We start from the raw sequence: 18,878 nt of genomic DNA on the forward strand, positions 1-18,878 counted from the left end.
TCACCGTGTTCCAGCACGGTTGCGCTTCTTAGCCACAAATCACTGCCGCTCGCTACGATTTTGCCAGGCGTTACAATTAATATATACACTGGCCGCTTGGCGGCCAACTCTGTACAACAGGAGAAACACATGTCTGACAACCAAGACGACCAAAGCGCGGAAGACGATTGGGGCGCGGCCATTGCCGAGCAGGCCAAGGCGGAAGCCGAAGCGCTGCAGAACCAGGCCGCCAATACGGCCAGCGCCGCCAGCGCCGCCGTGTTCAAGGACTTTTCCAAGCAGGCGTCGAAGTCGGAAACGCACAACGATATCGATTTCATCCTCGATATCCCCGTGCAGCTGACGGTCGAACTGGGCCGCACCAAGATCGCCATCAAGAACCTGCTGCAACTGGCGCAGGGCTCCGTGGTCGAGCTCGACGGCCTGGCCGGCGAACCGATGGACGTGCTGGTCAACGGCTGCCTGATCGCCCAGGGCGAAGTGGTGGTGGTCAATGACAAGTTCGGCATCCGCCTGACCGACATCATCACGCCTTCCGAACGCATCCGAAAATTGAATAAATGAAGCCTGGCCTGTTGATTTCCACCATGCTGCCGCTGATGGCGGCATGCAGCATTGCGCTGGCTGAAGCGCCAGCCGCGTCCGCACCAGCGGCCAGCGCCGCCAGCGCTTCCGTCGCCGTGGCAAGCGAGACACCGCCTGCCGCCGTAGCGGCGCCAGCAGCTTCTCCGGCTGCCTCGCCTGCCGCCGCCCTGCCCGCCATGCCGCCTGGCGCACCGGCGACGATGGCGCCGGCAAGCTCGGCCGGCAGCTTGCTGCAAACCATCTTCGCGCTGATGTTCGTGCTGGCCCTCTTGATCGGCCTGGCCTGGTTCATGAAACGCTATGGCCCCAAGGTCATGGGCGGCAACAACAAGATGCGCGTCGTCAGCTCGCTCAACCTGGGCGGACGCGAACGCATCGTCCTCGTCGAAGTGGCCGACCAGTGGATCGTCGTCGGCGCCTCGCCAGGCCGGATCAACGCGCTGGCCACCATGCCGCGCCAGGAAGGCGACCTGCCGCAACTGGCCACGGCACAAAACGGCCCCGCGGCCGCCAATTTTTCCGAGTGGCTGAAACAGACCATCGAAAAACGCAATGGGAAATAAGCAGCAGATGGCGTGGTCCACCTTGAAGACTCCCCTGACCTGGCTGCTGGCGGCCGTTGCCCTGGCCTTGCCGCTGTGGGCGATGGCCCAGCCTGGCATCCCTGCCTTCAACAGCACGCCGGCGCCGGGCGGCGGCCAGAATTACTCGCTGCCTGTGCAGACGCTCATCCTGATGACGTCGCTCACCTTTTTGCCGGCGGCCCTGTTGATGATGACCTGCTTTACGCGCATCATCATCGTGCTGTCCCTGCTGCGCCAGGCCATCGGCACGCAATCGGCACCGCCGAACCAGGTGCTGGTGGGCCTGGCCCTGTTCCTGACCCTGTTCGTCATGGGCCCCGTGTTCGACAAGATCTATACGGATGCCTACCAGCCCTACCAGGAAAACAAGATCACCATGCAGCAGGCGATGGACAAGGGCGTCGATCCCCTGAAAACCTTCATGCTCAAGCAGACGCGCCAGGCCGACCTGGCCCTGTTTGCCAAGATGTCGCGCTCACCGGCCCTGCAAGGTCCGGAAGACGTGCCGCTGCGCATCCTCGTGCCCGCCTTCGTCACCAGTGAACTGAAGACGGCGTTCCAGATCGGCTTTGCCATCTTCATCCCGTTTTTGATCATCGACATGGTGGTCGCCAGCGTGCTGATGTCGATGGGTATGATGATGATGTCGCCCGCCACGATCTCGCTGCCGTTCAAGCTGATGCTGTTCGTGCTCGTCGATGGCTGGCAGTTGCTGCTGGGCTCGTTGTCTCAGAGTTTTTACTAGGGGAAGCAGATGACACCCGAAAGCGTCATGACCCTGGGCCGCCATGCGATGGAAATCACGCTGATGGTGGCCGCGCCCATGCTGCTCGTCGCCCTCATCATCGGCTTGATCGTCAGTATCTTCCAGGCGGCCACGCAGATCAACGAGGCGACCCTCTCCTTCATCCCCAAGCTGGTCGGCATCTTTGTCGCCATCGTCGTGGCCGGTCCGTGGATGCTGTCCGTCATGCTCGACTACATGCGCCAGGTGTTTACGGGCATCCCGAACCTGGTGGGTTAGTGCAGCCACTGTTGCCATGCTGACCCTGTCCAGCATCGAACTCAATACGTGGATCGCAGCATTGCTGTGGCCGCTTAGCCGTATCCTCGGCCTGATCGCGGCCGCCCCCCTGTTCGGCAATGCGGCCCTGCCGGCCACCGTCAAGGTGACCCTGGGCGCGCTGCTGGCCATGATCATCGCCCCCACCGTGCCGGCCTTGCCGGCCGTCAACCCGATGTCCCTGCCCGGTTTGCTGATCCTCACGCAGGAAATGCTGGTGGGCCTGGCCATGGGGTTTTCCATCCGCATCGTGTTTTCCGCCATCGAAATGGCCGGCGAACTCAGCAGTCTCACCATGGGCCTGGGCTTTGCCTCGTTCTTCGACCCGCAAACCAAGGGCAGGTCGTCCGCCATCAGCCAGTTCCTCGTGATGCTGGCTACCTTGATGTTTTTGACCGTCAATGGCCACCTGGTCTTGCTGGCGGCGCTGGCGGAAAGCTTTGTCAGCCTGCCCATTTCGGCTAGCCCCATCAGCGGCGGCGGTTTCCAGCAATTGGCTGCCTGGGGCGGGGAAATCTTCCGTTCCGGCCTGCAAATTTCGCTGCCCATCATCGCCGCCCTGCTGCTGACCAACGTGGCCCTGGGCATCTTGACGCGGGCCGCGCCGCAGCTGAACATTTTCGGTATCGGCTTTCCCGTCACCCTGGGCGTAGGCTTGCTGGTGATCGGCATGGTCCTGCCCTACCTGGCCACGCCCTTCCAGAACATGTTCCTGCGCGGCATAGAAACGGCGCGTTTGCTGCCGCGCGGCTTTGCCACCCGCGACCGGCCGCCGCCGCCGGTGCCGCCGAATCCCTTGCGCCCCGCACTGCCTGCGCCGGCGCCGCTGCCGCCCACGCGCTGATCAGACCTATCAGCCCAGCGCGTGGCGCAGCAGCAGCGCCGACAGCACGAACATGGTCACACCGATCAAGCCATCGAGCACTTGCCAGGCCCGCGGCCGCGCAAACCACGGCGCCAGCCAGCGCGCGCCATAGCCGAGCGAAGCAAACCACAGCAGGCTGGCCGCGCTGGCGCCAGCAATAAACCAGGCGCGCAGCGCGCCCGGCTGCTGGGCGCCGATACTTCCCACCAGCAATACCGTATCCAGATAGACATGAGGGTTGAGCAAGGTAAAGGCGGCTGCCTGCGCCAGGATGGCAGCCAGGCCGAGACCTGCACCGCCCTCGGCGGCGTGCAGCTGCTGGGGACGGCGGGCGCGCCGCAGGGCTTGCCAACCATAGACGGCCAGAAAAATGGCACCGCCCAGCGCCAGCGCGCTGGCCAGCATGGGACGCTGCCCCAGCGCCCGGGACATGCCCAGGACGCCGGCGGCAATCAGCGCCGCGTCGGCCAAGGCACAGAACAGCACGATGGCGCCCACGTGTTCGCGGCGCAAGCCTTGCCGCAAGACAAAGGCATTTTGCGAGCCGATGGCAACGATGAGTCCCAGACCCAGGGTCAAGCCCTGGAGAAAGACGGAAAAAACGAGTGGTGTGGTGGCGGTCGGGAGTGTCATGCGGCGATCTTGCCAGCCGCATGGAATGAAGGCAAACTACCTTTTCTACAGTCAGTTAAGGAGAACTTCATTCATGCTCGATTATGCCGCCCTCGCCGCCCTGGCCGCCGTCATCCGCGAAGGCAGTTTCGAGCGCGCGGCGCGCGCCTTGCACGTGACGCCATCAGCCATTTCGCAGCGCATCCGCCTGCTGGAAGAGCGCGTCGGTTGCGCGCTGGTCATCCGCGACCAGCCCTGCCGCGCGACGGAAACGGGCCGGCGCTTGTGCCAGCATGTGGACCAGGTGCAATTGCTGGAACAGGATTTGCAGGGCACCTTGCCGGCGCTGGCAGCGCAGGGCATGTCGCGCGCCAGCGTGCCCATCGCCGTGAACGCCGACAGCCTGGCCACCTGGCTGGCGCCCGCCATCGCCGCCTTCGGGGCCGCGCATCCGGTGCTGCTGCAAGTGGCCGTCGACGATCAGGACCATACGGCCGAGTGGCTGCGCAGCGGCGCCGTGCTGGCCGCCGTCAGCGCCACGGCCCGGCCCGCTTCCGGCTGCAACAGCCGTCCGCTGGGCGCCATGCGCTACCTGGCGGCCGCCAGTCCCGCCTTCCTGCAGCGGCATTTTGCCCACGGCGTCGGCGCCGCCAGCCTGGCGCTGGCGCCCAGCCTCGTGTTCAATGCCAAGGATGAGCTGCAGGCGCGCTGGGTGCGGCGCCTGTGCCACCGGCACGTGGAGTTGCCGCGCCACACCCTGCCCTCGTCGCATGCTTTCGTCACGGCCGCCCTGGCCGGCATGGGCTGGGGCTTGCATCCGCAGGCGCTGATCCAGTCCCATCTCGATAATGGCAGCCTGGTCGAACTGCTGCCCGATGCGCCATTGGACGTGCCCCTGCACTGGCATACGGCGCGCGCAGCCTCCAGCCTGCTCGATGGCTTGAGCGCCGCCATCCTGGCCGCCGCCCGCACGGGCCTGCTGCCGCCCTGATTGCCAGCGTCAGCGCTGGTCGCTGCTGAGTGCGAAGCGCCAGCGCCGCAGGTCGACGTTCAAGCGCAACTGGTGATGCTTGACCAGATAGCGCACGCCGACGAGGGCCGCCGCCAGACCGGACAAAGCGCCGATGCCCAGCGCCCAGCGCGGGCCGAAGGTGTCGGCCACCCAGCCCACGATGGGTGCGCCCAGCGGCGTGCCGCCCGCCGAAATGGCCAGCACGATGGCCATCACGCGGCCCCGCATGGCGGGCGCCGTCGACAGTTGCACGCTGCTGTTGACGCTGGTGGTAAAGGTTTGCGCGGCAATGCCGATGACCACCAGCATCATGCCGAACAGCCAGTAATTGGGCATCACGGCGGCCAGCGCGCACGCCAGGCCGAACAGTGCGGCCGCGCCCAGCAGCAAGGCCAGCGTGGGCTGGCCGCGCCCCGCCGCCAGCAAGGCGCCGGCCACGGAGCCGCAAGCCATAATCGAACTGAGCACGCCATACTGGCCCGCACCCGCATGGAAGGCCGTGACGGACATGGTCGACAGGAAAATCGGAAAATTCAGGCCGAAGGTGCCGATCAGGAACAGCATCAGCAGGATGGCCATCAGGTCGGGCCGCTGGCGCACGTAGCGGAAACCCTCGCCCAGGCTGGCGCGTGTGGCCTTCAGGCGCGGCGCGCGGCGCAGCAATTCCACGCGCAGCAGCAACAGCGAACCGATCACGGCGGCAAACGAGACGGCGTTGATGATGAAGACCCAGCCGCTGCCGACGCTGCTGATGAGCAAGCCGGCCACGGCCGGGCCCAGCATGCGCGCCGCATTGAACGACGTGGAATTGAGCGCCACGGCATTGGTCAAGTCTTCCTCGCCGACGATTTCGGCAACGAAGGTCTGGCGCACGGGCGAATCGAAGGCCGTCACGCAGCCGAGCAGGAAAGCAAACACATACACGTGCCACAGTTGCACGAGGCCGCTGATGCACAGCAAGCCCAGTCCCAGCGCCAGCAATCCCATGGCCGCCTGCGTGCACAGCAGCAGCTTGCGCCGGTCGAGCAAGTCGGCCGCCATGCCCGTCAGGGGCAGCAACAGCAGCTGCGGGCCGAATTGCAAGGCCATGACGATGCCGACGGCGCTGGCATTGTGCTGCGTCAATTCGCTGAGCACCAGCCAATCCTGCGCCGTGCGCTGCATCCAGGTGCCGATATTCGACACGAGGGCGCCGCCGGCCCAGATACGGTAATTGGGAATGCGTAGCGAACGGAATGTGTTGTTCATCTGGGCGTGCGGGCTCCTTGCCGGGTGTTAAGGTCTAGCAGCGGATCATTCCGCCAAGCGTTTGAGTAATGCCACCGCCTTGTCCAGTTCGGTGACTTCGTCCGGCGTGAGCCGGGTTTCGATGGTGCGCGCCAGCCAGTCTTCTCGCGCGGCGCGGCTGGCCGCGATCCAGACGCGGCAGCTGTCCGTCAGGGTCAGGATCGTTTGCCGTCCGTCAGCCGGATCGGGCGAACCCGTCACCATCCGCGCTTCCGTCAAGGCTTGCACGGTGGCGGCCATCGACTGGGGCCGCATGCCTTCGGCGCGGGCCAGGCTGCTGGCGGTGGCGGGGCCGTCGCGCTCGAGACGGCTCAGCACGGATGCCTGCGACATGCTGACATCCCCCAGGTGCGCCTCTTCGCGCAGGCGGCGGCGCAACTTGCCGATCAGGATGCGCAATTCGCCGGCCAGTTGCAGGACTTGTTCGTGGTCTTCTTGTGTCGTGTGCATGGGAGCGAAAGTGGATCAACGGCCCCTACTATAACAGATATGCAGGTAGACTGCACAGTTTGCCTGCATATCTTGCCTAAGTGACCAGAATGTGGACGCAAAAAAGCCGGGGCGGGAGATATCCTCCCTGCCCCGGCTTGCCGGTCATCCTGCCGATGCCCGTTCTTAGCTGATGTAGTTAAACAGCGACAAGCCCGAGATCGAAGTGAACGTTTTTTGCGCCGCCTGCAGGGTTACCTGTTGCTGGCTGAAGGTGGAAATGGCTTTCACCATGTCCAGGTCCTGCAGGTCCGACAGGGTGGTGGCGTACTGGATGTCGAGGTCATCACCGGCGCTGTCGAGGTAATCGAGTTCCTTCATGCGGGAACCGACGTCGGCGCGCACGGACAGCACGTTATCGTAGGCCGTGTCGAGAATATTGTGCGCGGCGTTCAAGCCGTTCGTCAGGCGCGCCTGGGCAGCATCGCCACTGCCCGTCTGGCGCAGTACGCCGATCAGGTTTTTCACGGTGGTAAACAACGACTCCTTGGCGCTCGGCTCCAGGGTAAAGCTGTCCTGGTCGGCCGGCTTGCCCGTGATGTTCACTTGCTGGCCGTCGAAGGTGATGGCGTCGCCCGCCTTGTAGGGGATGGGCACGGCAGGATTGGGCACCGTCTGGCCCAGGGTGGCGTCGGTGACGGTATAGGTGGTGACGGCGTCCGTCCCCGTGCCCGTGACCTTGAAGTCGATCGAATATTTATGCCCCGTCAATGCCGACGGATCCGTCACCGTGCCGCCCGAGACCACGCCCGAGCCGCCGCGCGTGAAGTTGGCGGCGGCGGCGGCCGTGGTGAACTTGCCGTTGCCCGTCAGGTTGTTTTCAAACACGGTGGCGCCGGAATCGCTGGTGGCCAGGTAGCGCGCCGAACCCACCTGCAGTTCGCGCTGGCCCTGGTCGCCCACGTAGCTGGCGCCCGTCGGCGTCTGGCTGAATGGCTGGGTCGTGGATTTATAGCCGGAGAACAGGTAGCCGCCCGCGCCATCGGCCGTGTTCGCGATGCCCAGCAAGTCGGTCAGCCGGCCTTCCAGTTCCCTGGCCAGGGTATCGCGGTCGACGTCCTTCAGGGCCGGATTACCGGCTTTCAGGACCAGGTCCTTGACGTCGGCGATCAGCGAGGTGGTGCTGCCCAGCGCCAGCTCTTCCTGCGACAGGAAGTTCTTCGCGTTCGAACGGTTCGTCACGAACTGGGTATTGATCGATTGCGACTGCGTCACTTCCAGCGCGCGCGCCGAGGCGATCGGATCGTCGGCCGGCGTCAGATTGCGGCGGTTCGACGACAGCTGCATCTGCGTACGGTTCAAGGCGCCCTGCAGATTGTTCAGCTGCGAGCTGCCCTGGTCATAAATCATTCGTGTGCTGATGCGCATGATGCTGCCCTTCCAGAAAGCCGCCGCGCGCTACGTCGCGGCAAAAATTGATTAACGTCCCAGGCCGATCACCACGTCGAACAGGGTACTGGCAATCTGCATGACCTTGCCGCACGCCTGGTAGGACTGCTGATAACGCAGCAGGTTGGCCGCCTCTTCGTCGAGGTTGACGCCGGAGACAGCCTGCTGCTGGGTGCTAACCTGCTGCAGCAACGCCAGACTGGCCAGGCCGCTGACCTGCACTTCGCGCGTCTTGTTGCCCACGAAGCTGACGGTTTGCGCATACGAACCCTGGAACGTGGCATTGCCGCCATCGAGGATGTTCTTCGTCTGCAAGCCCGCCAGCAGCGCGGCGTTGCGGTTGTCGCCCACGCCGCCCGTATTGGGCTTGATGGTAAAGGTGTCGCCCTGCGCCGGCGCGCCCGTCATGCTGACATTGATGCCGCCAAAGCTGAAGTTGTCGCCTTCCGTATACGGGATGTTCGCCGTGCCGGCCGGATACGTCGTGGTGGCGCCGTTCAAACCCTTGACCGTCACCGCCTGGCCCGCCGGGAAACCCGTCAGCGAGGTGGTCGCCTTGTCATACGTCAAGGTCACGGGACCCGTCAGGGCATTGCCCGGGGTCAGGTAGGCCTTGTCGACGGAGCCGGCGCTGAGCTTGCCCGAACCCGTATTGGCCACGGGCGCCGACGTGGCGATCGGCGCGGCGGCGGCGATCTTGTTGCGGTCGGTGATCAGCACGTTCAGACCGGCCGCGCCATTCGCCGTCGGCCGGATGACGTAGTTGTCGCCCTGGGCGGCCGTGCCCGAGATCGAGAAATCGACGCCGTCGATGGTTTGCGGCCCCGTTTGCGGATACGGATTGATGATGGTGTGTGCGCCGTCGGACTCGCGCGTCACCACATAGTTGCTGCCATCGTATTTCAGGCTGTAATCGCTGGCCGTCAGCTTGGTCGGGTCGCTGACCTTGGCCGACAGCACGGTGGTGCTGCTGGTGTTGTTGCCGCGGTCAGCGCCGATCACGGGATCGGGAATCTTGAAAAAATCGCCGCCCATGGCGCCATTCAGATCCTGGCCCAGCTTGTGCTGGTCGTTGAAGGTGCTGGCCAGCGCGATGGCCACCTTGCCCAGCGAGTTCTGGACATTGTCCAAGGTGCCGCTACGAAATTCCAGCAAGCCGCCCAGCGAGCCACCGGTCAGGGAGTTGTCCGGCAGCACGGTCACGGTATTACCCGTGACATAGCCCACCTCGATGCGGTTCGGGTCCGTGCGCGAAGGCGTGGCCGCCAGCTCGAAGCTGCGGTCGGCCACCACCAGGGGCTGCCCAGCGCCGATGGAAATGGTGACGGTATTGTTGGCAGCGGGCTGCACCGTCGCCTTCACGTATTTGTTCAATTCCGTGATCAGCTGGTCGCGCTGGTCGAGCAGATCGTTGGGCTGGTTGCTGGCGTCGACCGACAACTGGGAAATCGACTTGTTCAACTCGGCGAGCTGCTTGGCGTAGGTATTGATGACCGTCACATTCGACGTGATCTGCGAATTGACGCCGTCGCCGATCTCCGTCAGGCGCGCGCTCAGCCCCTGGAAACGCGAAGCGAGCGAGCCGGCGCTCGACAGCAGCGCCTGGCGCGACGCCACCGACGAAGGATTGGCGCTGAAATCCTGCACGCCCTTGAAGAAATCCTGCATGGCTGGCGACAGGCCCGCCGTGGGATCGGCCAGCAAGTTATCGATCTGGCTGATCTGCGTGTAATAGGCGTCGAGTGAGCTGGTCGCGCTTTGCGCGGCATTGACCTGGGTGGCCATGAAGCTGTCGTACTGGCGCTTGATCTGCGACACTTCCGTGCCCGTGCCAACGAAGCCATAGCCAGCATAGTTGGACTGCGAAGTCTGCTGCAGCACCACCTGGCGGTTGTAGCCGGCCACGTTGGCATTGGTGATGTTATGCCCGGTCGTCGACAGGCCCACCTGCGCTGCAAGCAAACCGCTCTTACCGATGCTGAGTAGATTCGAAGTCATGGTGTCTTATTGGTTACCGTCAAATGTATTTACGGCAGCCGCGGCGAAAACTTGAAGCGCGCGGCCTGCACGGGAGCACGGCGGGTTGCTAGCCGACCAGCGAATTCTTGATAATTTTTGTCAATTTGGCAGCGTAATTCGGGTCCGTCGCGTAGCCGGCTTTCTGCAAGCCGTGGGCGAACGTACTGGCGTCGCCCGCGCTGGCCAGTACTTTTTCGTAGCGCTTATTGTTGGTAATCAGCTGCGCATAATCCTTGAAGCTGTCCGCATAGCTGTCGTAGGCGCGGAATTTCTCCACCTTGCGCTGCGCCTTGCCATTCACATATTCCGTGGTGACGGCTTCCGTGACCTTGCCCTTCCAGTCGCTGGACGCCTTGATGCCGAACAGGTTGTGGCTGCTGCTGCCGTCGCGGGCGATGATTTCGCGCTTGCCCCAGCCCGTTTCCAGCGCCGCCTGGCCCAGCATGAACTTGGCCGGGATGCCGGTGGCGCGGCTCGCTTCTTCCGCATGCACGCCGAGCTTTTCCTGGAAGGCGCGCACGTGCGGCGCCTGCGTGGCGTTGGCCTTGTCGCTCAGGGTCTTGCCGGTGCCGGTGGCGCTGGCTGCGCCCTCGGTGAGTGCGCCCTGCTGCTGGCGGAAGGCGGCCAGCGCCTGCGCCATGCTCGACGAGCGGGGCGATGGCGCTTCGGCGCCATCGGCGGCCAGCGCCTGGTTCGACGACGACAACTGGCGGATCAGCACGTCCGCCAGGCCCGTGCCGCGCTTGGCCAGGTTCTGGCTCGTCTGCTGGTCCAGCATCGAGGTGTACATCTTGCTTTGCTGGCTATCCATGATGCCGTCCTGCGGCGTCGCTTCGCGCATGCTTTTCATCATCATGTTGATGAACATGGCTTCGAATTGCGTGGCCGCCTCTTTCAGGGCGGCGGGGTCCTTCGCCTTGGCGGACTGGCGCAAGCCATCCATGCCCTTGACGTCATAGGCGGCGGTATTGTTGAGGTCGGTTTGGCTGATCATGGCGTATCCATCAAATGATTTCAAGTTCGGCGCGCAGCGAACCGGCCGCCTTCATCGCCTGCAGGATGGCCAGCAAGTCTTGCGGCGAGGCGCCGATGGCGTTCAGGGCTTTCACCACCTCGGACAGCGAGGCGCCGCCCTTGACCAGCATGACCTTGCCCGGTTCCTTCTTGATATCGATCTGCGCCGTCTGCGTGACCACCGTGCGCCCGCCCGACAAGGGGGCCGGCTGGCTCACCTGCGGCTCGACATTGATGGTGACGGACAGGTTGCCGTGCGAAATGGCGCACGTTTCCAGGGTGACGGACTGGTTCATCACGACGGAACCGGTGCGCGCATTCATGATGACCTTGGCCGCCAGGCGGGCCGGATTGACTTCGATGCTTTCCAGCTGGCCCAGGAAGGACACGCGCTGGTCGCTGCCGCCCGGCGACTGCACCTGGATCACGCGGCCATCGAGCGCGGCGGCCGTGCCGGCGCCGTAGCGGCTGTTGATGGCGTCGACCACGCGGCTGGCGGTGGCGAAATCGGTGGCGTTCAATTCCAGGCGGATCGTATTGTTGGCGCCCAGCGCCGAAGGCACGGTGCGCTCGACGGTGGCGCCGCCCGAGATGCGTCCCACGCTCAGGTGATTGATGACAACGGAGCTGCCGGCCGCCTGCGCGCCCACGCCGCCCACCAGCACATTGCCCTGCGCCATGCCGTACACCTGGCCGTCGGCGCCCTTCAACGGGGTCATCAGCAAGGTGCCGCCGCGCAAGCTTTTCGCATTGCCCATCGACGACACCGTCACGTCGAGCAGCTGGCCCGGCTGGGCAAACGCGGGCAAGGCCGTCGTCACCATCACGGCGGCCACGTTTTTCAATTGCAAGCTCGTGCCTTGCGGCAAGTTGATGCCTTGCTGCTGCAGCATGGCCGCCACGCTCTGGATGGTAAATGGGGTTTGCGTGGTCTGGTCGCCGCTGCCGTCGAGGCCGACGACGAGGCCATAGCCCATCAGCTGATTCTGGCGCACGCCGGCGATGCTGGCCAGGTCCTTGATACGCTCGGCCTGCGCCACGGGCGCCAGCAGGGAAGCAGCCAGGCCGCAGATGACTAAAAAGCGGGGGAAAGTAATCGTTGCCATGATCAGAACGGCAGCAGGCTGAGGAAGAAGCGCGACGCCATCGACGCCATTTCAGCGCGGTCGATCTGGCTGTTGGTGCGGTATTCGACGCGCGCGTCGGCCACCTGGGTCGACGGCACGACGTTGCCCGTGCCGATGGTGTCCGGATTGACCATGCCCGAGAAGCGGATGAATTCCGTGCCCTTGTTCATGGCGATCTGTTTTTCGCCAGCGACGATCAGATTGCCGTTCGGCAGCACTTCAATCACCGTCACGCCGATCACGCCGGAAAACGTGTTGCTGGCGGACTGGTTGTCGCCATCGGCAAATTTCGTCGCGCCACTCGCCGAGACGGTGCCGCCCAGGCGGCCCTGCAGCATGCCCGGCGTGCTGAAGCCCACGCTGCCCGACTTGTTGCCGGAACTGGCGCCCGCCTTGACGGCATTCGTGCGCTCGGTGATGGCGATCGTCATGGTGTCGCCCACGTGGCGCGCGCGGCGGTCTTCGAAGGCGGGGCGGTAGGTCGACGGCTGGTAGATGGAGCCATTGTTGGCGACCACGGGTTCCGGCATCGGCGCGCGCGTGGTGGTCGGATATTGCACGATGGACGTAGGCGTGATGGCGCAGCCGGACAGCAGGACTGCGGACAACAAAGCGATGATGGGGTATTGCATGGCGAACCTCCGCTGCCATCCGGCGGCGGATGGCATGACGACTATGAAAATTAAAGTTGCGACAATTTCTGCAGCATTTGATCGGATGTGGTGATGGCCTTGCTGTTGATCTCGTAGGCGCGCTGCGTCTGGATCATGTTGACCATTTCCTCGGCCACGTTGACGTTCGACGTCTCGATATAGCCCTGCATCAGCACGCCGGCACCATTGGTGCCCGGGGTGTTGGTTTGCGCCACGCCCGAGGCGCCCGTTTCCATGTACAGGTTTTCGCCCTTCGATTCCAGACCGGCCGGGTTGACGAAGGTGGTCAGCTGCAGCGAGCCGATCTGCGATGGCGCCACGGTGTCGGGCAAGGTGACGGACACGGTGCCGTCGCGCGCCACGGTCAGGCTCAGCGCATTGGTCGGCACGGTGATGGCGGGCTGGATGACGAAACCTTCGGAGGTGACGAGCTGGCCGTTGGCGTCCGTCTGGAACGAGCCGTCGCGCGTGTAGGCGGTGGCGCCGTCCGGCATCAGCACCTGGAAAAAGCCCGTGCCGTTGACCATCACGTCGCGCGAATTGCCCGATGCCTGGGGATTGCCCTGCGTATGGATGCGTTCGGTGGCCACGGTGCGTACGCCCGTGCCGATCTGCAAGCCCGATGGCAGCTGGGTTTGCTGCGACGATTGCGCGCCCGGCTGGCGCACATTTTGATACAGCAAGTCTTCAAACACGGCGCGCGACTTCTTGAAGCCCGTGGTGCTGACGTTGGCCAGGTTATTGGCGATCACGTCCATCTGCGTCTGCTGCGCTTCCAGGCCGGTTTTGGCAATCCAAAGGGAACGAATCATGATTTTTCTCCAATAACAGCGCTAGTCAGCTCTGTAGACTATTTCTATGTGACCATTATGCGGTGGGCCCCATCAATTCAAAGCGAGGATCTGGGTGGCTTTCGCCGCGTTATTCTCGGCATTCTTCAACAAGCTCATTTGCGTTTCGAACTGGCGCGCCAGGGCAATCATGCTGACCATGGAGTCGACGGGACTGACATTGCTGCCCTCGAGCGCACCGGTGGTCAGCTTGACGGCCTGGTCGGCCTGCGCCACCGTGCCATCCTTCAGGCGGAACAGGCCGTCGTCGCCGCGCACCAGCTGCTGCTCGGGCGGGTTGACCAGCTTGATGCGTCCCAGCACCGTCGACGGGCCTGGCGGCACGTCCGTGGAAATCGTGCCCACCGTGCCGTCGCTGGCGATGGCCACCGTCACGCCGGGCGGAATGGCCATGGGACCCGTATCGCCCTGCACCATCAGGCCCGACTGCGTTTGCAGCATGCCGTTTTCATTGAGCTTCAAGGCGCCGTTGCGCGTGTAGGCTTCGGAACCGTCGGCCGACTGCACCGCGATCCAGCCGCTGTTTTCCACGGCCACGTCGAGCGCGCGGCCCGTGTGCTGCATCGGCCCTTGCGTGAAATCGGAACCGACCGTCGAATCGACGACAAAGGCGCGCGTCGGCATCATGCCGTCGGCCACCACGGGCACGGCGCGGAACGAGTCGAGCTGGGCACGGAAACCCGTGCTGGTGGCGTTCGCCAGGTTGTTCGCCGTGGTCGCCTGCTTGTCGAGGATATGCTTGGCGCCCGAGCCGGCGGTGTAGATGAGACGGTCCATGTGTTTTCTCCGTGCAAAACGAAAGCGGGGAGCCATCCGAAGGACGGCTCCCCTTACTCTTAACGCAGGTTGACGAGGGTCTGTAAAACGGAATCCTGCGTCTTGATGGTTTGCGCATTCGCCTGGTAGGCGCGCTGGGCCGTGATCATGTTGACCAGTTCCGCCGTCAAGTCCACGTTCGACACTTCCACGGCCGAGGCGCGCAAGTCGCCCAGGTTGCCCGAGCTCGGCTCGCCTGTCATGGGGCTGCCCGAGGTCGAACTTTCCGCCCACGCATTGTTACCCAGCGGTTCGAGGCCATTCGGATTGGAAAAGTTGGTCAGCACCACCTGGCCCAGGTCGCGCGTCTTGCCATTGTTGTACTGGCCCTGGATCACGCCATCGGAACCCACGACGAAACGGCTCAGCTGGCCGGCCGCGTAGCCATCGGCCACGGTGCGCTTTTCGCTGGTGGAAGAGCTGAGCTGGGTGGAATTGGTGAAGTCGACCTTGATCGCCAGGTTCGCGTTCGCGCCCGTGGCGGGGAAGACAGGCAGGTTTACCGTCACCGGCAAGGTTTGCGGCGGCGTCAGGCCCAGCATGGCGGCCTTGTCCAGGCTGCCGACGCTGTTGAACACCAGCGAAGCCGACTTCACGGCGGGCACCTCCGTCACCGAGGAAATATTGGTGTCGATCTGATCTGGCGTCAGGCTGGAATTGACGCCATTGGGCACGGCGCTGCCAAAGGTGGCGCTGATGGCGGCCAGCTGGGCGGGGCTGGCGCCGGCCGCGGCGGCGGCGGTGCGCACGGCGGCGCCGGCCGCATTGCCGTAGGCGACGGCGGCGGCCGTGATATTGGCCGGTACCAGCGGCACGGCCGTGACGGCGGCCTGGTAGGCGGCGCGCGCAGCCAGCGAGGCGGCATCGGTCTGCGCCGCGGACGCTACTTTCGCGCTGGTGATTTCCTTGCCGTCAGTGGCCGTGTAGACATCCCACGTATTGGTGCCCGTCTTGACGTAGAAATTGGACATGGTGTGGGCATTGCCCAGTGAATCGAAGACGGGCACGGGGAATTGCTTGGTCCACGATTTTTGCTCGCCCACGCTGAACGGCACCACGGTCGGCATGGCCGAGTTGGAATCGAGGTTGACCTGGGTATCGACCTTGGTGGTCGCCTGCGGTGCCATGTCGGACGGGTCGATCTGCAGCGGCACGGTGGCGCCGGCCAGGATCTTGCCGTTCGCATCGGCCGGATAGCCGGTCAGCTGGGCTTTCTGCGCATTGATGATGAAGCCGCTCTTGTCGACCTGGAACTGGCCGTTGCGCGAATACTGGATGGCGCCGTTCACGCTGGTGCGGAAGAAACCGCCGCCATTGATGGCGATGTCGAGCGGATTGGACGAGCTCTCCAGGTTACCCTGGTTGAACAGCTGCGCCACTTGCGACACGGATACCCCGATACCGGGCTGGTTGCCGCCCACGCCATACAGCGAGTTGGCATAGATGTCGGCGAACTGCGCCTGCGATTGCTTGAAACCCACGGTGGCCGAATTGGCGATGTTGTTGCCGATGACGTCCAGCGATTTGGCGGCGCCATTCAAGCCGCTCAGGCCTTGTTGGAAAGACATTGTGTTCTCCTGGTAGAAATTAGGGGTAGAGGGTCTACGCTACAAATGAGCGGCTTGCTTACAAAATCTGTTTCACGTCGGCCATGGTGATGCTGCCCACGCCCGGCACGTTCAATTTCACGCCGCCCGCGCCCGTCGACACGCTGGCAACCGAGCCGAACATCAACGCCGCCGCATCGGTCAGCTTGGCGCCGCCGCGCGTGGCTTCCACCGAAAACGTGTAGGCGCCGTCAGGCAGCACGATGTTCTTGCCATCCTTGTCGAGCTCGGCCGTGGAGCCGTTCCAGCCCAGCGGCAAGGTACCCGCGTCCTGCGGCCCCAGGTCGATGGAATGGACTTCCTTGCCCGTGCTGTTGTAGATGATGACCTTGACCTTGTCGGCCGGCGTCGCCAGGTCCACGCCCAGCAGGGCCGCGCTCTTGGTTAAGTTGATGTTCTTGCCTGCCGTCAACACGCCATGGCCGATGATATTGGCCGCCTGCATGGATTCGGCTTGCTGGTAGCTGGTCTTGAGCGTTTCCAGGGTGGTATTGAGCTTGTTGACGCCCGTCACCGTGGACAGCTGGGCGAGCTGGCTCGTCAGCTGTGCATTGTCCAGCGGGTTCATCGGATCCTGGTTTTGCAGCTGGGTCACCAGCAGGGTCAGGAATTTGTTCGTTTCTTCCTCGACGCTGCCTTTCGCGGCCGTGTTCTTCTTCGGATTCATCGTCGCCATCAGGTCGGTGACGGTGGCGGTGCTGGTATCGATGGTTGCCATAATGGTCAGTCAGCCTTATTGGCCGATGGTAAGGGTTTTCAGGAGCAGCGACTTGGCCGCGTTCATGGTTTCCACGTTGGTCTGGTACGAACGCGAAGCCGACAGCATGTTGACCATCTCGTCGACCGTATTCACGTTGGGCATGGTGACGTAGCCCTTTTCATCGGCCAGCGGGTTCTTCGGGTCGTAGACCAGCTTCATCGGCGACGGGTCTTCGATCACCTTCTGCACCTTGACGGCCGTGGCGCCGTTGGCCATGGGCACGGCTTCGAACACCACCTGCTTGGCGCGGTAGGCTTCGCCCGTGGCGCTGGTGGCGCTGTCGGCATTGGCCAGGTTGCTGGCCACCGTGTTCAGGCGCTGCGCCTGGGCGCTCATGGCTGAACCGGAAACATTGAAGATATTAAATAGCGACATGATTATTGTCCTCCCTGGATGGCCGTCAGCATGCCCTTGATCTGCGAGTTGAGGAACGTCACGGCCGCCTCGTAACGGATGGCGTTGTCGGCAAAGGCATTGCGCTCGAGATCCATGTCGACCGTGTTGCCATCGACGGCGCCCTGGGCAGGCGCGCGGTACAGCAGCGGCGTACCGTCGGCCAGGGTCTCGACCTTGCCGCCGCCGGCCGCGCCCGCTGCCGCGGCCACGCCCTTGCCCGGCATATGCTGTGGCGCCGTGCCCTTCAGGGCCGGCGGCACGCCATCCTTGCGCGCCATCGCGCCCTTCAGGGCGGCGGCGAAATCGACATCGCGCGCCTTGTAGTTGGGCGTGTCGGCATTGGCGATATTCGAGGCGAGCAATTCCTGGCGCGTCGAGCGCAGGCTCAGCGCCGTCTCGTTGAAGCGCATGTAATCGTCGAGTTTCCCTATCATGTCAGGCTCCGGAAAGATCTGCCACTGGCGCCCGAGATGGCGGAAGGATGGCGGTATAGTGATGACAGGAAACATAGTACGGTGCCCACCAGCAAGACCATCGCCGGATCAGACCGTACTTTTACCCCTTAATCGGCGCTTCGAACGGGGCCTCGCCCACTATCATGGCAGTATTCCAGAGGCCTATCACCATGAAAACACCGCTTGCTTTCCTCTTCGCTCTTGCCGCCCTGCCACTGCTGGCCCAGGCGCAAAACGCCGGCCGGCAAACGCCGGAAGCGCTGCGCAACAGCGTGGAACAATTCCTGCAAGTGCAAAGCAATGGCTTGCCGGGCAAGGTAACCATCACCGTCGGCGCCGTCGATCCGCGCCTGAACCTGGCTGCCTGCCCCGCGCCGCAAGCGTTCATGGCGCCGGGCGCGCGCGCCTGGGGCAAGACCACCGTCGGCGTGCGCTGCACGGCGCCCTCCAGCTGGACTATCTATTTGCAGGCGAACGTGGCCGTCGTGGGCGACTACGTGGCCAGCGCCGTGCCGCTGGCGCAAGGACAAGCCATCGACGCCAGCCAGCTGGTGACGATGCAGGGCGACCTGGCCGCATTGCCGGCAGGTATCGCCACGGACATGGCCCAGGTAGTAGGGGCGAGCACGAATATTTCCTTGCCACCAGGCACGCCGATGCGCCTCGACACCCTGCGCCGCAAGCCGGTGGTGATGCAGGGCCAGCTGGTACGTGTAGTTTCCAGTGGCAACGGTTTCCAGGTGGCATCAGAAGGACGCGCCATCGGCAGCGCAGGCGATGGCCAGACGGTGCAGGTGCGCACGCAGAGCGGGCAGCAGATCAGCGGCGTGGCGCGCGCGGGCGGCTTGGTGGAGGTCGCCTTTTAAACCCGGATGGACAGCGATATTGTGGTCTGGCGCACTAAAGTTTCGGAAGAAGGTGCCGATAATGACACATATCCCGGAGTTTTTTGACTTCGACCAGACGAGGATCACGCTGTGAAAATTACCGATAACACCATTAAAAGCAATCCCGGCCTGCCGGTGGCGCCCGCGAATACCTCCGGCGCCCGGAATGCCGAGAAAGCCCAGGCAACACCGACGACGTCGGACAATGTACGCCTGTCGCCACAAGGACAGGCATTAGCGGCCAGTGCAACTGCCGGCAGCGGCGCCGTGTTCGACACGAAAAAAGTCGAACGCATCAAGCTGGCGATCGCCGACGGCCAGTTCCAGGTCAACTCTGAAAAAGTGGCGGACGGTCTCCTCGACACAGTCAAGGACTTGCTGCACTCACGAAATAGATAGGTTCCCTC

Annotated in this window: 22 protein-coding genes; 8 read left to right on the forward strand and 14 right to left on the reverse strand. The window is 63.8% G+C overall.

Going from position 1 to position 18,878, the window contains the following annotated elements:
• Positions 1–129 precede the first annotated feature (129 nt).
• The 5 genes from fliN to fliR are packed head-to-tail and all read left to right on the forward strand — an operon-like array spanning position 130 to position 3,076.
• A complete protein-coding gene (gene fliN / locus OPV09_RS23485; protein ID WP_034754038.1) occupies positions 130–564 on the forward strand; it encodes a flagellar motor switch protein FliN in 435 nt (144 codons plus the stop codon).
• Entirely contained in the window at positions 561–1,148 is a 588-nt protein-coding gene (gene fliO, locus OPV09_RS23490) for a flagellar biosynthetic protein FliO (protein ID WP_338679507.1), read from the forward strand. The genes fliN and fliO overlap by 4 nt, the downstream gene beginning before the upstream one ends.
• On the forward strand, positions 1,138–1,914 hold the full coding sequence (gene fliP, locus OPV09_RS23495) for a flagellar type III secretion system pore protein FliP (protein ID WP_034754042.1): 777 nt from the start codon (positions 1,138–1,140) through the stop codon (positions 1,912–1,914). Before fliO ends, fliP begins: the two co-directional genes overlap by 11 nt.
• 9 nt (positions 1,915–1,923) lie before the next feature.
• Positions 1,924–2,193: a flagellar biosynthesis protein FliQ gene (gene fliQ, locus OPV09_RS23500; protein WP_034754044.1), complete on the forward strand. Its 270-nt coding sequence runs from the start codon at positions 1,924–1,926 to the stop codon at positions 2,191–2,193.
• A gap of 16 nt (positions 2,194–2,209) precedes the next feature.
• The gene (fliR, locus tag OPV09_RS23505) at positions 2,210–3,076 is read left to right on the forward strand and encodes a flagellar biosynthetic protein FliR (protein WP_034754046.1); all 867 of its coding nucleotides are present in this window, start codon (positions 2,210–2,212) and stop codon (positions 3,074–3,076) included.
• A gap of 9 nt (positions 3,077–3,085) precedes the next feature.
• On the opposite strand, the gene OPV09_RS23510 is transcribed toward fliR, so the two are convergent.
• Positions 3,086–3,730, reverse strand: a complete 645-nt coding sequence (locus tag OPV09_RS23510; protein ID WP_072455374.1) for a LysE/ArgO family amino acid transporter — start codon at positions 3,728–3,730, stop codon at positions 3,086–3,088.
• A 73-nt stretch (positions 3,731–3,803) separates the two neighbouring features.
• Between OPV09_RS23510 and OPV09_RS23515 the strand changes: the two genes are divergently transcribed.
• The gene (locus tag OPV09_RS23515) at positions 3,804–4,700 is read left to right on the forward strand and encodes a LysR family transcriptional regulator ArgP (protein ID WP_219327628.1); all 897 of its coding nucleotides are present in this window, start codon (positions 3,804–3,806) and stop codon (positions 4,698–4,700) included.
• A 9-nt stretch (positions 4,701–4,709) separates the two neighbouring features.
• Here the strand turns inward: OPV09_RS23515 and OPV09_RS23520 are convergent, their stop codons facing one another.
• The 13 genes from OPV09_RS23520 to flgB all read right to left on the reverse strand — a co-directional run bounded on the left by OPV09_RS23520 (position 4,710) and on the right by flgB (position 17,563).
• Positions 4,710–5,969, reverse strand: a complete 1,260-nt coding sequence (locus tag OPV09_RS23520; protein ID WP_070303626.1) for an MFS transporter — start codon at positions 5,967–5,969, stop codon at positions 4,710–4,712.
• A 45-nt stretch (positions 5,970–6,014) separates the two neighbouring features.
• Positions 6,015–6,458 carry a MarR family winged helix-turn-helix transcriptional regulator gene (locus tag OPV09_RS23525; RefSeq protein WP_072455380.1) on the reverse strand — a complete coding sequence of 148 codons (444 nt, stop codon included), beginning with the start codon at positions 6,456–6,458 and terminating at the stop codon, positions 6,015–6,017.
• Between the two features lie 165 nt (positions 6,459–6,623).
• Positions 6,624–7,865, reverse strand: a complete 1,242-nt coding sequence (flgL, locus tag OPV09_RS23530; RefSeq protein ID WP_034754058.1) for a flagellar hook-associated protein FlgL — start codon at positions 7,863–7,865, stop codon at positions 6,624–6,626.
• A gap of 51 nt (positions 7,866–7,916) precedes the next feature.
• Positions 7,917–9,884: a flagellar hook-associated protein FlgK gene (gene flgK / locus OPV09_RS23535; protein WP_051991489.1), complete on the reverse strand. Its 1,968-nt coding sequence runs from the start codon at positions 9,882–9,884 to the stop codon at positions 7,917–7,919.
• A gap of 88 nt (positions 9,885–9,972) precedes the next feature.
• Positions 9,973–10,899, reverse strand: coding sequence for a flagellar assembly peptidoglycan hydrolase FlgJ (gene flgJ / locus OPV09_RS23540; RefSeq protein WP_338679508.1), 927 nt, complete (start codon positions 10,897–10,899; stop codon positions 9,973–9,975).
• Between the two features lie 10 nt (positions 10,900–10,909).
• Positions 10,910–12,025: a flagellar basal body P-ring protein FlgI gene (locus tag OPV09_RS23545; RefSeq protein ID WP_034754065.1), complete on the reverse strand. Its 1,116-nt coding sequence runs from the start codon at positions 12,023–12,025 to the stop codon at positions 10,910–10,912.
• Positions 12,026–12,027: 2 nt separating this feature from the next.
• Positions 12,028–12,678 (reverse strand): flagellar basal body L-ring protein FlgH, encoded by a 651-nt coding sequence (locus OPV09_RS23550; RefSeq protein ID WP_034754066.1) that lies wholly within the window; start codon positions 12,676–12,678, stop codon positions 12,028–12,030.
• Positions 12,679–12,728: 50 nt separating this feature from the next.
• The gene (flgG, locus tag OPV09_RS23555; RefSeq protein WP_034754070.1) at positions 12,729–13,511 is read right to left on the reverse strand and encodes a flagellar basal-body rod protein FlgG; all 783 of its coding nucleotides are present in this window, start codon (positions 13,509–13,511) and stop codon (positions 12,729–12,731) included.
• Between the two features lie 72 nt (positions 13,512–13,583).
• The gene (locus tag OPV09_RS23560; RefSeq protein WP_034754073.1) at positions 13,584–14,327 is read right to left on the reverse strand and encodes a flagellar basal body rod protein FlgF; all 744 of its coding nucleotides are present in this window, start codon (positions 14,325–14,327) and stop codon (positions 13,584–13,586) included.
• Between the two features lie 59 nt (positions 14,328–14,386).
• Positions 14,387–15,934 (reverse strand): flagellar hook protein FlgE, encoded by a 1,548-nt coding sequence (locus tag OPV09_RS23565; protein WP_034754076.1) that lies wholly within the window; start codon positions 15,932–15,934, stop codon positions 14,387–14,389.
• A 58-nt stretch (positions 15,935–15,992) separates the two neighbouring features.
• Positions 15,993–16,691 carry a flagellar hook assembly protein FlgD gene (locus OPV09_RS23570; protein WP_034754078.1) on the reverse strand — a complete coding sequence of 233 codons (699 nt, stop codon included), beginning with the start codon at positions 16,689–16,691 and terminating at the stop codon, positions 15,993–15,995.
• Positions 16,692–16,706: 15 nt separating this feature from the next.
• A complete protein-coding gene (flgC, locus tag OPV09_RS23575) occupies positions 16,707–17,108 on the reverse strand; it encodes a flagellar basal body rod protein FlgC (RefSeq protein ID WP_034754081.1) in 402 nt (133 codons plus the stop codon).
• A 2-nt stretch (positions 17,109–17,110) separates the two neighbouring features.
• A complete protein-coding gene (gene flgB / locus OPV09_RS23580) occupies positions 17,111–17,563 on the reverse strand; it encodes a flagellar basal body rod protein FlgB (RefSeq protein ID WP_034754084.1) in 453 nt (150 codons plus the stop codon).
• A 191-nt stretch (positions 17,564–17,754) separates the two neighbouring features.
• Between flgB and flgA the strand changes: the two genes are divergently transcribed.
• On the forward strand, positions 17,755–18,450 hold the full coding sequence (flgA, locus tag OPV09_RS23585) for a flagellar basal body P-ring formation chaperone FlgA (RefSeq protein WP_034754087.1): 696 nt from the start codon (positions 17,755–17,757) through the stop codon (positions 18,448–18,450).
• 111 nt (positions 18,451–18,561) lie between these two features.
• Complete coding sequence (flgM, locus tag OPV09_RS23590) at positions 18,562–18,870, forward strand: flagellar biosynthesis anti-sigma factor FlgM (protein WP_034754089.1); 309 nt, start codon at positions 18,562–18,564, stop codon at positions 18,868–18,870.
• Positions 18,871–18,878 lie beyond the last annotated feature (8 nt).

Source organism: Janthinobacterium sp. TB1-E2, from assembly GCF_036885605.1.
GTDB classification, from domain to species: Bacteria; Pseudomonadota; Gammaproteobacteria; order Burkholderiales; family Burkholderiaceae_D; genus Janthinobacterium; species Janthinobacterium aestuarii.

Coding starts and splice junctions, on each gene's coding strand:
- OPV09_RS23525 (WP_072455380.1), bottom strand. CDS start 6,458: ATGCACACGACACAAGAAGACCACGAACAAGTCCTGCAACTGGCCGGC.
- OPV09_RS23510 (WP_072455374.1), bottom strand. CDS start 3,730: ATGACACTCCCGACCGCCACCACACCACTCGTTTTTTCCGTCTTTCTC.
- fliO (WP_338679507.1), top strand. CDS start 561: ATGAAGCCTGGCCTGTTGATTTCCACCATGCTGCCGCTGATGGCGGCA.
- flgA (WP_034754087.1), top strand. CDS start 17,755: ATGAAAACACCGCTTGCTTTCCTCTTCGCTCTTGCCGCCCTGCCACTG.
- fliQ (WP_034754044.1), top strand. CDS start 1,924: ATGACACCCGAAAGCGTCATGACCCTGGGCCGCCATGCGATGGAAATC.
- flgL (WP_034754058.1), bottom strand. CDS start 7,865: ATGCGCATCAGCACACGAATGATTTATGACCAGGGCAGCTCGCAGCTG.
- OPV09_RS23515 (WP_219327628.1), top strand. CDS start 3,804: ATGCTCGATTATGCCGCCCTCGCCGCCCTGGCCGCCGTCATCCGCGAA.
- flgB (WP_034754084.1), bottom strand. CDS start 17,563: ATGATAGGGAAACTCGACGATTACATGCGCTTCAACGAGACGGCGCTG.
- OPV09_RS23545 (WP_034754065.1), bottom strand. CDS start 12,025: ATGGCAACGATTACTTTCCCCCGCTTTTTAGTCATCTGCGGCCTGGCT.
- OPV09_RS23560 (WP_034754073.1), bottom strand. CDS start 14,327: ATGGACCGTCTCATCTACACCGCCGGCTCGGGCGCCAAGCATATCCTC.
- fliP (WP_034754042.1), top strand. CDS start 1,138: ATGGGAAATAAGCAGCAGATGGCGTGGTCCACCTTGAAGACTCCCCTG.
- flgG (WP_034754070.1), bottom strand. CDS start 13,511: ATGATTCGTTCCCTTTGGATTGCCAAAACCGGCCTGGAAGCGCAGCAG.
- OPV09_RS23565 (WP_034754076.1), bottom strand. CDS start 15,934: ATGTCTTTCCAACAAGGCCTGAGCGGCTTGAATGGCGCCGCCAAATCG.
- fliN (WP_034754038.1), top strand. CDS start 130: ATGTCTGACAACCAAGACGACCAAAGCGCGGAAGACGATTGGGGCGCG.
- OPV09_RS23520 (WP_070303626.1), bottom strand. CDS start 5,969: ATGAACAACACATTCCGTTCGCTACGCATTCCCAATTACCGTATCTGG.
- flgJ (WP_338679508.1), bottom strand. CDS start 10,899: ATGATCAGCCAAACCGACCTCAACAATACCGCCGCCTATGACGTCAAG.
- fliR (WP_034754046.1), top strand. CDS start 2,210: ATGCTGACCCTGTCCAGCATCGAACTCAATACGTGGATCGCAGCATTG.
- OPV09_RS23570 (WP_034754078.1), bottom strand. CDS start 16,691: ATGGCAACCATCGATACCAGCACCGCCACCGTCACCGACCTGATGGCG.
- flgK (WP_051991489.1), bottom strand. CDS start 9,884: ATGACTTCGAATCTACTCAGCATCGGTAAGAGCGGTTTGCTTGCAGCG.
- OPV09_RS23550 (WP_034754066.1), bottom strand. CDS start 12,678: ATGCAATACCCCATCATCGCTTTGTTGTCCGCAGTCCTGCTGTCCGGC.
- flgC (WP_034754081.1), bottom strand. CDS start 17,108: ATGTCGCTATTTAATATCTTCAATGTTTCCGGTTCAGCCATGAGCGCC.